The sequence below is a fragment of the Pseudomonas sp. GW822-FHT06D10 genome, from assembly GCF_058799535.1.
The window spans coordinates 161,204-174,654 of record NZ_JBXALN010000012.1 but is presented as its reverse complement, the minus strand read 5'-3'; the positions used below and the strand labels follow the sequence as shown (position 1 = coordinate 174,654).

Below are 13,451 nucleotides of genomic sequence, written 5' to 3'. Positions count from 1 at the left end.
GCTCGGGGGCCGCTTGTGGCGACCCCGGGCCATCAACTTCAGGTCAGGCCAGGGCTTCGCTGCGCTTGCCCAGCAGGCGATCGCAGATCACTGCCACCACCAGCACGATCACCGACGGCACCAGCCACGCCAGGCCCTGCTCGCTCAGCGGCAAGTGCGACAGCTGGGTTGGCATCCAGCCGGCCAGGCCCGCGCCCTTGAGGGCATCGATCAGGCCGAACACGAAGGACACCAGCATCACCGGGCCGACGATACGGCGCTGGTCCTGCCAGAAGTCCTTGCAGAAGCTCAGGGCCACCAGGGCGATGCACGGCGGGTAAATCGCGGTCAGCACCGGGATCGAGAACGCGATCAGCTTGGTCAGGCCCAGGTTCGATACCAGCAGCGAGAACGCCGCGAGGATCACCACCAGCGTCTTGTAGGACAGCGGCAGGACACGGCTGAAGTACTCGGCGCAGGCACAGGTCAGGCCCACGGCGGTCACCAGGCAGGCCAGGGAGATCAGCACCGCGAGGAAACCGCTGCCCAGGGAACCGAAGGTGTGCTGCACATAGGCGTGCAATACCGCGGCGCCGTTGCTGGCACCGGCGGCCACTTCATGGCTGCCCGAGCCCAGACGGAACAGGCTGACGTAGACCAGCGCCAGGCCGACCCCGGCGATCAGGCCGGCGATCACGGCATAACGGGTAATGAGCCGAGGCGACTCGACCCCGCGGGAACGGATGGCATTGACGATGACGATGCCGAACACCAGCGCGCCCAGGGTATCCATGGTCAGGTAACCATTGATGAAGCCCTGGGAGAACGGTGCTGCAACGTACTCGGGAGTGGCGGTGCCGATGTCGCCGGCGGGCAAGGCAAAGGCCGCAATGCCCAGCACAGCCAGGGCGATGATCTTCAGCGGCGCCAGGAAGCGTCCGACGGTGTCCAGCAGCCGGCCCGGGTACAGGGAGATGAAGAACACCAGCAGGAAGTACACCGAACTGTAGAGGAACAGGGCCAGCGGGCTTTCGCCGGTCAACGGCGCCAGGCCCACTTCAAAGGACACGGTAGCGGTACGTGGCGTGGCGAACAGCGGGCCTACCGCCAGGTAGCAGACCGCTGCCAGCAGGCCACCGGCCAGCTTGCCGATAGGCGTGCTCAGCGCGTCCATGGCACCGCCAACCTTGGCCAGGGCAACCACGGTGATCACCGGCAGACCGACCGCAGTGATCAGGAAGCCCAGCGCCGCCATCCAGACATGGGGTCCGGACTGCAGGCCGACGATAGGCGGGAAAATGATGTTGCCGGCCCCGACGAACAGGGCAAAAGTCATAAAGCCGAGTGCCAGGATGTCCTGGCCTTTCAACACTTTCATTAAGGAAATACCACACTACTGAATCGGAATTTAGAGAGGGATTTCCCTTATGGGTGAGGGAAATGCTGTCAGTCCGTATAAGACTGACCCGTTTAGCGCGCAGCGACCTTGTGGGCAGCAGACGCAAAAAGAGGCGGCTAGATTACAGAATCGGTAAGACAAGCGCACTGTTCCAGGGCGAACTATCCGATATGCGACAGAATGATGTCGCATTTTTGAAATTATATTTCCCCCCGGCTCTGTGCAGGATGCAGGTCTCCTACGACAGAAAGCACAAAGGCCACCCGAAGGTGGCCTTTGTGGTTGAAGCGTCAGCTAAGCGCGAGGCTTACTTGACAGCCCAACCGGTCAGCTCGGCCAGGGCCTTGCCGATGTCTGCCAGCGAACGCACGGTTTTCACGCCTGCGTCTTGCAGAGCAGCGAATTTCTCGTCTGCAGTGCCTTTGCCGCCAGAGATGATTGCGCCAGCATGGCCCATGCGCTTGCCCGGAGGAGCAGTCACACCAGCGATGTAGGAAACAACCGGCTTGGTCACGTGAGCCTTGATGTAGGCAGCCGCTTCTTCTTCAGCCGAACCGCCGATCTCACCGATCATCACGATCGCTTCGGTCTTCGGGTCTTCCTGGAACAGCTTCAGGATGTCGATGAAGTTCGAACCCGGGATCGGGTCACCACCGATGCCGACACAGGTGGACTGACCGAAACCGGCGTCAGTAGTCTGCTTAACAGCTTCGTAGGTCAGGGTGCCGGAACGGGAAACGATACCGACCTTGCCTGGCAAGTGAATGTGACCTGGCATGATGCCGATCTTGCATTCGCCTGGGGTGATCACGCCTGGGCAGTTAGGGCCGATCAGGGTCACACCCAGCTCGTCGCACTTAACCTTGGCGTCCAGCATGTCCAGGGTAGGAATGCCTTCGGTGATGCAGACGATCAGCTTGATGCCGCCGAAGGCCGCTTCCAGGATCGAGTCCTTGCAGAAAGGAGCTGGAACGTAGATCACGCTGGCGGTAGCGCCAGTGGCAGCTACAGCGTCTTTCACGGTGTTGAACACTGGCAGGCCCAGGTGCTCGGTGCCGCCTTTGCCAGGAGTTACGCCGCCAACCATCTTGGTGCCGTACTCGATGGCTTGCTGGGTGTGGAAACTACCTTGCGAACCGGTAATGCCCTGGCAGATAACTTTGGTGTCTTTATTGATCAGGACGCTCATTATTTGCCCTCCGCAGCTTTGACAACTTGTTGAGCAGCGTCGGTCAGGCTGGTAGCAGCGATGATGTTCAAGCCGCTTTCTGCCAGTACTTTAGCGCCCAGTTCAGCGTTGTTGCCTTCAAGGCGAACAACAACCGGGATTTTCACGCCGACTTCTTTCACGGCGCCGATGATGCCTTCGGCAATCATGTCGCAACGAACGATGCCGCCGAAGATGTTGACCAGTACTGCAGCGACGTTGGTGTCGGACAGGATGATCTTGAAGGCTTCGGTCACGCGCTCTTTGGTAGCACCACCACCTACGTCGAGGAAGTTGGCTGGCTTGCCGCCGTGCAGGTTGACGATGTCCATGGTACCCATGGCCAGGCCGGCACCGTTGACCATGCAGCCGATGTTGCCTTCCAGGGCTACGTAGTTCAGTTCGAACTTGGCAGCGTGGGCTTCGCGCGGATCGTCCTGGGACGGATCGTGGAAGGTTTTCAGCTTAGGCTGACGGTACATGGCGTTGGCGTCGATGTTGATCTTCGCGTCCAGGCAGTGCAGATCGCCGTCGGCCTTGATCACCAGCGGGTTCACTTCCAGCAGGGCCAGATCGTGATCCTGGAACAGTTTGGCCAGGCCTACGAAGATCTTGGCGAACTGGGCAACTTGCTTGCCTTCCAGACCCAGTTGGAAAGCCAGCTCGCGACCCTGGAATGGCTGAGCGCCAACCAGTGGATCGATAGTGGCCTTGAGAATTTTTTCTGGAGTGTCGTGAGCGATTTTCTCGATGTCCACGCCACCTTCGGTGGAAGCCATGAACACGATGCGACGGCTCGAACGGTCAACGACAGCGCCCAGGTACAGCTCTTTAGCGATATCAGTGCACGATTCAACCAGGATCTTGGTGACAGGCTGGCCATTGGCGTCAGTCTGATAGGTCACCAGACGCTTGCCCAACCACTGCTGAGCGAATGCCTTAGCGTCTTCTTTGCTGCGAACCAGCTTAACGCCGCCCGCTTTACCGCGACCACCGGCGTGAACCTGGGCTTTGACAACCCACTCGGAGCCGCCGATTTTGTCGCAAGCTTCTGCTGCTTCTTCCGGGGTGTCTACCGCGTAGCCTTTGGATACTGGCAGGCCGTATTCAGCGAACAGCTGCTTACCCTGATACTCGTGAAGATTCATGCTTTTTACCGTCTTCGTTAGGTACTGCGCATTCGGCGCTGCGCTCAAGATTGAGTGCCGCACCACCTGTGACCGCTACTCTCAAAACCAGCGCCACACCTGAACCCGGAGCCTGGGCCCCGGTCCAGTGTGTGGCGCTACCTCGAGAGGTCGAGTCCAGCGGATATTCCGCGGTGAGTCTTGCGCACAAGGCTCACGACGGGCCAACCGCCGTGGTTTCTTATTATTGCTTAGCGTTTCTTGCGGTTGGCAATGTGGATGGCAGTGCCATTCACAGCCAGAGCTGCTTCGTGCAGGGCTTCGGACAGGGTCGGATGGGAGAAAACCATCATGCCCAGGTCTTCGGCGCTGGTGCCGAATTCCATGCCGATCGCACCTTGCTGAACCAGTTCCGCAGCGCTTGGGCCAATCACGTGGACGCCCAATACGCGGTCAGTCTTGGCATCGGCGATGACTTTGACGAAACCACCGGTGTCGTTGGCTGCCATGGCACGGCCGCTGGCGGCAAACGGAAAGGTGCCGACGTTAACTTCAACGCCTTCAGCTTTCAAGGCCTGCTCGGTTTTACCGACCCATGCAATTTCCGGGTGAGTATAGATAACCGAAGGGATCAGGTCATAGTTCATCTGGGCTTTGTGGCCCTTGATGCGCTCGGCAACCATGATGCCCTCTTCCGAGGCCTTGTGAGCCAGCATCATGCCGCGCACCACGTCACCGATGGCGTAGACGCCCGGTACGGTGGTAGCACAATGATCGTCAACGTGCACGAAACCGCGCTCGTCGAGGGTCACGCCGCAATCGGCGGCCAGCAGATCGGTGGTCACCGGACGGCGACCAACGGCTACGATCAGCTTGTCGAAAGTGATGGTCTGTTCGCCGTTGGCATCGGTATAGGTCACTACGACTTCTTCGCCGTTGACCTTGGAGCCGGTCACGCGAGCGCCCAGCTTGATGTCCAGACCCTGTTTGGTCAGGGTTTTCAGCGCTTCCTTGGAGACAGCGGTATCAGCGGCCATCAGGAAGGTGTCCAGGGCTTCCAGGACAGTCACTTGCGCACCCAGGCGCGACCATACCGAACCCAGTTCCAGGCCGATGACGCCAGCGCCGATCACGCCCAGGCGTTTTGGTACGGATTGGAATTCCAGAGCGCCGGTGGAATCGACGATGACATTCTGATCGACCGGAGCCGGTGGAATGTCGATCGGACGCGAGCCTGGAGCCAGGATCACGTTTTCGGCTTCGATCACTTCAACCGAACCGTCAGGCTTGGTGACTTCGACTTTCTTGCCGGCCAGCAGTTTGCCGTGGCCCTGGATCGAAGTGACGCCATTGGCTTTGAACAGGGTGGCAACACCGCTGGTCAGGCCTTTGACGATGTTGGCCTTGCGACCCACCATGGCTGGTACGTCCATGGTCACGCCAGCGTGGTTGATACCGTGGATGGCAAAACCGTCCTGGGCTTCGTGGAATTTCCAGGAGCTGTCCAGCAGCGCCTTGGAAGGAATGCAACCGACGTTCAGGCAAGTACCACCGAGGGCCAGCTTGCCCTCTTTATCGGTGTACTTCTCGATGCAAGCGGTGGTGAAACCGAGTTGTGCGGCCTTGATTGCGGCGACATAACCGCCTGGGCCCGCGCCAATCACTACCACGTCGAATTTCTGAGTCATAAAAGGTTCCTTTTAACGGCAAGCTAGAAGCTGCAGCCGCAAGCTTGAAGCCTCTTGCCCTGGGGCGCGAAGCTTCCCGCTTGCAGCATGCAGCTGCTTTTTAGATGTCCAGGAGCAGACGAGCCGGGTCTTCCAGCAGGTTCTTGATGGTCACCAGGAACGTCACGGCTTCTTTACCGTCGATCAGGCGGTGATCGTAGGACAGCGCCAGGTACATCATCGGACGGATGACCACTTGACCGTTGATCGCCATAGGACGCTGCAGAATGTTGTGCATGCCCAGGATCGCGGCTTGTGGCGGGTTGACGATCGGGGTCGACATCATCGAACCGAAAGTACCACCGTTGGTGATGGTGAAAGTACCACCGGTCATCTCTTCCATCGACAGCTTGCCGTCACGGGCCTTCTTGCCGAAGGTGGCGATGCCGCCTTCGATTTCGGCCAGGCTCATCAGTTCGGCGTTACGCAGAACCGGAACCACCAGGCCACGGTCGCTGGAGACCGCAACACCGATGTCGGCATAGCCGTGGTAGACGATGTCGGAACCGTCGATCGAGGCGTTGACAGCCGGGAAGCGCTTCAGGGCTTCGGTGGCGGCCTTGACGAAGAACGACATGAAGCCCAGGCGTACGCCATTGTGGGACTTCTCGAACAGGTCCTTGTACTTCGAACGCAGGGCCATGACTTCAGTCATGTCGACTTCGTTGAAGGTGGTCAGCATCGCCATGTTCGACTGGGCTTCAACCAGACGCTCGGCAACCTTGGCACGCAGGCGGGTCATAGGCACGCGCTTCTCGACGCGATCACCGGCAGCGAAGACCGGAGCAGCAGCGGCAGGAGCCGGAGCCTTGGCAGGCGCGGCAGCCGGAGCGGCTTTCTTCGCGGCAACAGCAGCGACCACGTCTTCCTTGGTCACACGGCCGCCTTTGCCGGTACCGGCAACGGAAGCGATGTTGATACCGTTTTCTTCAGCCAGCTTGCGCGCGGCAGGAGCAGCGATTGGATCGTCTTCGCCATCGGCAGCAGCCGGGGCAGCAGCGGCAGCGGCCGGAGCGGCGGCGGCAGCAGGAGCAGCGGCAGCAGCGCCGCCTTCAACGATGGAGCCCAGGACTTCGTCGGACAGAACGGTGTCGCCTTCGTTCTTGACGATAGCGCCCAGCACGCCGTCAGCGGTGGCCAGAACTTCCAGCACGACCTTGTCGGTCTCGATGTCAACGATCAGCTCGTCACGCTTGACGGCGTCGCCCGGTTGCTTGTGCCAGGTGGCAACGGTGCCATCGGCAACCGATTCCGGGAAAGTGGGGGCTTTGATCTCGATAGCCATTATCTGTGGTTCCTTAAATTCGGTTTCAGGTGCGCGAAGGCGTTAAACAGTAAAGGCATCTTGCAGCAGTTTTTCCTGCTGCTCAGCGTGCATCGATGCATAACCACAAGCTGGAGCAGCAGAAGCGTCACGGCCCGCGTACTCGAGTACGAGCGACTTGTTGTGACCGCTGATGATGCGACGCATGTGATGCTGGCTGCAGTACCAGGCACCCTGGTTCATCGGCTCTTCCTGACACCAAACGATGTGTTTGACGTTTTTGTACGGAGCCAGGACTTCGATCAGGTCGTCCTCAGGGAATGGGTACAGCTGCTCGATACGCACGATGGCGATGTCGTCACGACCTTCGGCACGGCGTTTTTCCAACAGGTCGTAGTAGACCTTGCCGCTACACAGAATGATGCGACCCACGTCTTTTGGATCCTGGGCATCGATTTCCGGGATAACGGTCTGGAACGAACCTTCCGCCAGATCTTCCAGGGTCGAGATGGCCAGTTTATGACGCAGCAGGGATTTCGGTGTCAGCACGACCAGCGGCTTGCGCAGCGGACGAATCACCTGGCGACGCAGCAAGTGGTAGATCTGAGCCGGCGTGGTCGGTACGCATACCTGGATGTTGTGCTCGGCGCACAGCTGCAGGTAACGCTCCAGACGAGCCGAGGAGTGCTCGGGACCCTGACCTTCATAACCGTGTGGCAGCAGCATGGTCAGACCGCAGAGACGGCCCCACTTGTGCTCGCCGCTGGTGATGAACTGGTCGATCACTACTTGTGCACCGTTGGCGAAGTCGCCGAACTGGGCTTCCCAGATCACCAGCGCGTTAGGCGTGGTGGTGGAGTAGCCGTATTCGAACGCCAGTACGGCTTCTTCGGACAGGAACGAATCGTACAGGTCGAAACGTGGCTGGCCTTCGTACAGGTGCTGCAACGGGATGTAGGTGCCGGCGTCCTTCTGGTTGTGCAACACCGCATGGCGGTGCGAGAAGGTGCCGCGGCCGATGTCCTGGCCGGTCATGCGAATCGGGTGACCTTCGAACGCCAGGGTCGCGTACGCCATGGTTTCAGCGTAACCCCAGTTGATCGGCAGGCCGCCGGCTTGCATCTTCTGACGGTCTTCGTAGATCTTCGCGACCTGACGCTGAACCACGAAGCCTTCCGGCAGCTCCAGCAGCTTGGCGGACAGTTCCTGAAGAGTCTTGAGGTCGAAGGTGGTGTCGTGACGCGCGGTCCAGGTATGGCCCAGGTACGGACGCCAGTCCACGAACAACTCTTTGTTCGGCTCCTTGACCAGGCTCTTGACCACGTGCAGACCGTTGTCCAGCGCGTTGCGGTATTCGTCGACTTTCGCCTGAACACGCTCTGCGTCGAGCACACCGCCCTGGGTCAGGCGATCGGCATACAGTTCACGGGTGGTGCGCTGCTTGGCGATCTGCTGATACATCAGTGGCTGGGTGCCGCTTGGCTCGTCGGCCTCGTTGTGGCCGCGACGACGGTAGCAGACCAGGTCGATCACCACGTCGCGCTTGTACTGCATGCGGTAGTCGATGGCCAGCTGGGTCACGAACAACACGGCTTCCGGATCATCACCATTCACATGGAGGATCGGTGCCTGGATCATCTTCGCAACGTCGGTGGCGTACTCGGTGGAGCGCGAGTCCAGCGGGTTGCTGATGGTGAAACCGACCTGGTTGTTGATCACGATGTGCACAGTGCCGCCGGTACGGAAACCGCGGGTCTGGGACATCTGGAAGGTTTCCATCACCACGCCCTGGCCGGCGAACGCCGCGTCACCGTGGATCGAGATCGGCAGAACCTTGTCGCCGGTCTGGTCGTTGCGACGGTCCTGACGAGCGCGCACCGAACCCTCGACCACTGGAGAAACGATTTCCAGGTGGGACGGGTTGAACGCCATCGCCAGGTGAACTTCGCCACCGGTGGTCATGACGTTGGACGAGAAGCCCTGGTGGTATTTAACGTCACCGGAACCCAGCTCGACCTTCTTCTTGCCTTCGAACTCGTCGAACAGCTCGCGCGGGTTCTTGCCGAAGGTGTTGACCAGCACGTTCAGACGGCCACGGTGGGCCATGCCGATTACCACTTCCTTGGTGCCGTAGGAACCGGAACGCTGGATCAGCTCGTCGAGCATCGGAATCAGGCTCTCGCCGCCTTCCAGACCGAAACGCTTGGTGCCCGGGTATTTGGTACCCAGGTATTTTTCCAGGCCTTCAGCCGCAGTGACGCGCTCGAGCAGGTGGCTCTTGATGTCGGCGGAATAGGTCGGACGGCCGCGTACGCTTTCCAGACGCTGCTGGAACCACTGACGCTGCTCGGAATCGGTGATGTGCGTGAATTCAGCGCCAATGGTGCGGCAATATGTCTGCTGCAACGCTTCGTGAATTTCGCGTAGGCTCGCTTCCTCTTTGCCGATGAACAGGTCGCCGGCACGGAAGGTCGTATCAAGATCGGCATTGGTCAAGCCGTAATGATTGATCGACAGGTCTGCAGGTGCAGGACGCTGCCACAGCCCCAGCGGGTCCAGCTGGGCTGCCTGGTGGCCACGCATCCGATAGGCCTGGATCAATCGCAGCACTTCAACTTGCTTCTTCTCGTGCTCACTGCTCACGCTACCGGCGGATACCGGTTGGGCGCGGCGCTGGTTCTTTGCCAGCAAGACGAAATGATCGCGGATTGTCGAGTGCGAAACATCGATGGCAGTGCTGCCGTCGGTAGGCAACTTCTGAAAGTAAGTGCGCCACTCTTCTGGCACAGCGTTAGGGTCGTGCAGGTAGAGCTCGTAGAGCTCTTCCACATAGGCAGCGTTACTACCGGATAGGTAGGCGCTGTTCCACATGCGCTGCATCACGCTTTCTTGCATGCTTGGTCACCCTCGGTTAGGGGAACACCACCGGCGACGACACCGAGCAAGCTTGCAGAAGTCCGAATGCAGCGACCAAAACAAGCCACTTAGGATCACGCTGATAGTCCGGGTACCAGCCCGGATGCCCCTGCTTGTCTCATTTCTTCAAAATATAGAGCAGCCACTTTGTGAGCTGCTGCTCAGGTTAGAGCCATGACGCGGGTTGAAGCCCGCGCCGTGGCTTTTACGGGTACAGCGGTCCTACGGGTACAGCAGCTGAATCACACGCCACTCTGCAGCAGCATGTTACGAATGTGACCGATGGCCTTAGTCGGGTTCAGGCCCTTCGGACAAACGTTGACGCAGTTCATGATGCCCCGGCAGCGGAATACGCTGAACGGGTCGTCCAGGGAAGCCAGACGCTCGGACGTCTTGGTGTCACGGCTGTCTGCCAGGAAGCGGTAGGCTTGCAGCAGGGCAGCTGGACCCAGGAACTTGTCCGGGTTCCACCAGAAGGACGGGCAAGAGGTCGAGCAGCAAGCGCACAGGATGCACTCGTACAGACCGTCGAGCTTCTCGCGCTCTTCCGGGGACTGCAGACGTTCGATGGCCGGAGCCGGCGTATCGTTCTGCAGGAATGGCTTCACCTTCTCGTATTGCTTGTAGAAGATGCTCATATCGACGACCAGGTCACGGATAACCGGCAGACCTGGCAGCGGGCGAACAACCAGCTTGTTCTTCTTGACCACGGCAGACAGCGGCGTGATGCACGCCAGACCGTTCTTGCCGTTGATGTTCATGCCATCGGAACCGCAAACGCCTTCACGGCAGGAACGACGGTAGGAAAAACCTTCGTCCTGCTCTTTGATCAGGGCCAGCACGTCCAGCACCATCAAGTCCTTGCCACCGGTGTCTACCTGGAAAACCTGGGTTTTCGGAGCCGAGTCGGTGTCAGGGTTGTAACGATAAACTTCAACTTGCAACATATCGATCACCCTTTAGTAAGTCCGGACTTTTGGTTCGAAAGTCGGAACAGTCTTCGGCGAGAAGTTGACCGCACGCTTGGCAACGCGCTTCTCACCCGGGAAGTACAGGGTGTGGCACAGCCAGTTTTCGTCGTCACGGTCTTCGAAGTCTTCACGGGCGTGAGCGCCGCGGGACTCTTTGCGCACTTCGGCAGCGATGGCAGTGGCTTCGGCCACTTCCAGCAGGTTCTGCAGCTCAAGTGCTTCGATACGCGCAGTGTTGAAAGCTTGAGACTTGTCGTTGATCTTGACGTTGGCGATACGCTCGCGCAGGTCAGCCAGCTGGGCGATACCCTTCTGCATGTATTCGCCGGTACGGAATACACCGAAGTAGTTCTGCATGCAGTTCTGCAGCTCGCGACGCAGGGTTGCAACGTCTTCACCGGTGGTGCGCTCGTTGAGCTTGGCCAGGCGGTTCAGGGCAACATCAACGTCGGTGTCGCTGGCGTCGCGGTATTCGATACCGTCGGTCAGCGCTTTTTCCAGGTGCAGACCGGCTGCACGGCCGAACACCACCAGGTCCAGCAGCGAGTTGCCGCCCAGACGGTTGGCGCCGTGTACCGATACGCAAGCCACTTCACCCACTGCGAACAGGCCAGGGATGATGGTGTCTTCGCCAGCGGCGTTCTGCGTGATGGCCTGGCCATGAATGTTGGTGGCAACGCCGCCCATCATGTAGTGGCAGGTTGGAACGACCGGAACCGGAGCAACCACCGGGTCAACGTGCGCAAACGTCTTGGACAGCTCGCAGATACCTGGCAGGCGGCTGTGCAGCACTTCCTCGCCCAGGTGGTCGAGCTTGAGCATCACGTGGTCGCCGTTCGGGCCACAGCCGTTGCCGGCGATGATTTCCTTGACCATGGAGCGCGCAACAACGTCGCGGCCAGCCAGGTCCTTGGCGTTAGGAGCATAACGCTCCATGAAACGCTCGCCATGCTTGTTGATCAGGTAACCACCCTCACCACGGCAACCTTCGGTTACCAGTACACCGGCGCCTGCAATGCCGGTCGGGTGGAACTGCCACATTTCGATGTCTTGCACCGGAACGCCAGCACGCAGCGCCATACCAACGCCGTCACCGGTGTTGATCAGGGCGTTGGTGGTGGAGGCGTAGATACGACCTGCACCGCCGGTGGCCAGAACGGTGGCCTTGGAGCGGATGTAGGTGGTTTCACCGGTTTCGATGCAGATAGCGATCACGCCGACAAAGGCGCCGTCCTGGTTCTTCACCAGATCGACTGCGTACCACTCGTTGAGGAAGGTGGTGCCGGCTTTCAGGTTGCCCTGATAAAGGGTGTGCAGCAGTGCGTGACCGGTACGGTCGGACGCTGCGCAGGTACGAGCAGCCTGGCCGCCCTTGCCGTAGTCCTTGGACTGACCGCCGAAAGGACGCTGGTAGATACGACCGGTTTCGGTACGGGAGAACGGCAGACCCATGTGGTCCAGTTCGAAGACCGCAGCCGGGCCTTCCTGACACATGTATTCGATAGCGTCCTGGTCACCGATGTAGTCGGAACCCTTGACGGTATCGTACATGTGCCAGCGCCAGTCATCGTTCGGGTCCGCCGAGGCGATCGCGCAAGTGATGCCGCCCTGGGCAGACACAGTGTGCGAACGGGTCGGGAACACCTTGGTGATCACCGCAGTCTTGTGGCCGCCCTGGGCCAGCTGCAGTGCGGCACGCATGCCGGCGCCGCCGCCGCCAATGATGATGGCGTCGAATGAAATGGTTGGAATGTTAGCCATGAATCAGATACCCCAGAGAATCTGCACACCCCAGACGAAGTAAGCGAACATCGCGACGCCGCATACTGCCTGGAAAAGGAAACGCACTGCTGTGGCCGACTTGCCCAGCGCCATCGGCGTCAGGTAGTCAGTCGAGATGGTCCACATGCCGACCCAGGCGTGAGCGCCCAGGGCCACCATGGCCAGCAGACTGAAGATACGCATCCAGTTGTTTGCGAACAGGCCATGCCACTGGGTGTAGTCAATGCCCGGATTCGCTACGAGGTATCCGATCAGGAAAATGAAATAAGCCGCGAGAACGACCGCAGACACACGCTGTGCCATCCAGTCGTAAAGGCCCGAACGCGACAGGTTCGTAACGCTGGTTACCATATCCAAACTCCCGCCAGAACGATTACCACCACGGATACGGCGATAACGATTTTCGAGCCCAGCTTGCCGCCTTCCAGCGTCTCACCGATGCCCATGTCCATAATCAGATGGCGTACACCGGCCACCAAGTGATACAGCAAGGCGGACAGGAGGCCCCATGCAACGAATTTGGCCAGCGGACTGGTCAAGCACGCCTTCACCTCGGCATAGCCTTCCTCGGAGCCCAGGGATTTGCTCAATGCATAAAGCATGATGCCGATGCCCAGGAAGAGGATGATGCCGGAAACACGGTGGAGAAACGACGTAACGCCGGTGATGGGGAGTTTGATGGTCCTTAGGTCTAGGTTTACAGGTCGTTGGCTATTCACGGCTTTTTTCACACTGAAGAGCCCCTAACAATCAGGGCAAAGTTGTTGGGGAGTGCACTGGTCAGGCAACCACTACCCAGGGAGTGCGACCCCCAGCAAAGCGGGCCCAGAAGCCTACGGAGGTCGGTGGCCGAGTATAGACAGTTAGGCTACTAATGACAACGCAAAGACCTTCCCCTAATAGCTGATTGCGTTAGCGTTATAAAAGGCGTAAATGGCGCTGAATTTCGCGAAAAAATCCCTCCCAAAGCCTTCTGGGACAAGACTTTAGGCAAATTGACATTCGGATTTATCTCACTATAGTGGTGCGGGCCCTGCGTGGGGGGTCTGTCTGATGATTTCAAGCATAAATAGGAGGCC

General features: G+C 59.4%; 10 protein-coding genes. All 10 read right to left on the bottom strand.

Going from position 1 to position 13,451, the window contains the following annotated elements; genetic code table 11:
* Positions 1-43: 43 nt before the first annotated feature.
* Complete coding sequence (brnQ, locus tag AC1RL5_RS30910; RefSeq protein ID WP_011060055.1) at positions 44-1,357, bottom strand: branched-chain amino acid transport system II carrier protein; 1,314 nt, start codon at positions 1,355-1,357, stop codon at positions 44-46.
* Positions 1,358-1,685: 328 nt separating this feature from the next.
* Entirely contained in the window at positions 1,686-2,567 is an 882-nt protein-coding gene (sucD, locus tag AC1RL5_RS30905) for a succinate--CoA ligase subunit alpha (RefSeq protein ID WP_003223019.1), read from the bottom strand.
* A complete protein-coding gene (gene sucC, locus AC1RL5_RS30900; protein ID WP_009047768.1) occupies positions 2,567-3,733 on the bottom strand; it encodes an ADP-forming succinate--CoA ligase subunit beta in 1,167 nt (388 codons plus the stop codon). Before sucC ends, sucD begins: the two co-directional genes overlap by 1 nt.
* 230 nt (positions 3,734-3,963) lie before the next feature.
* Positions 3,964-5,400, bottom strand: coding sequence for a dihydrolipoyl dehydrogenase (gene lpdA / locus AC1RL5_RS30895; protein WP_011060054.1), 1,437 nt, complete (start codon positions 5,398-5,400; stop codon positions 3,964-3,966).
* A 100-nt stretch (positions 5,401-5,500) separates the two neighbouring features.
* Positions 5,501-6,724 (bottom strand): 2-oxoglutarate dehydrogenase complex dihydrolipoyllysine-residue succinyltransferase, encoded by a 1,224-nt coding sequence (gene odhB / locus AC1RL5_RS30890; protein ID WP_025128636.1) that lies wholly within the window; start codon positions 6,722-6,724, stop codon positions 5,501-5,503.
* 42 nt (positions 6,725-6,766) lie between these two features.
* Positions 6,767-9,598, bottom strand: coding sequence for a 2-oxoglutarate dehydrogenase E1 component (locus AC1RL5_RS30885; RefSeq protein ID WP_011060052.1), 2,832 nt, complete (start codon positions 9,596-9,598; stop codon positions 6,767-6,769).
* A gap of 263 nt (positions 9,599-9,861) precedes the next feature.
* Entirely contained in the window at positions 9,862-10,566 is a 705-nt protein-coding gene (locus AC1RL5_RS30880) for a succinate dehydrogenase iron-sulfur subunit (protein WP_011060051.1), read from the bottom strand.
* A gap of 12 nt (positions 10,567-10,578) precedes the next feature.
* Positions 10,579-12,351: a succinate dehydrogenase flavoprotein subunit gene (sdhA, locus tag AC1RL5_RS30875; protein WP_011060050.1), complete on the bottom strand. Its 1,773-nt coding sequence runs from the start codon at positions 12,349-12,351 to the stop codon at positions 10,579-10,581.
* A 3-nt stretch (positions 12,352-12,354) separates the two neighbouring features.
* Entirely contained in the window at positions 12,355-12,723 is a 369-nt protein-coding gene (gene sdhD / locus AC1RL5_RS30870) for a succinate dehydrogenase, hydrophobic membrane anchor protein (RefSeq protein WP_011060049.1), read from the bottom strand.
* Positions 12,717-13,103 (bottom strand): succinate dehydrogenase, cytochrome b556 subunit, encoded by a 387-nt coding sequence (gene sdhC / locus AC1RL5_RS30865; protein ID WP_015634665.1) that lies wholly within the window; start codon positions 13,101-13,103, stop codon positions 12,717-12,719. Before sdhC ends, sdhD begins: the two co-directional genes overlap by 7 nt.
* Between the last annotated feature and the right edge of the window lie 348 nt (positions 13,104-13,451).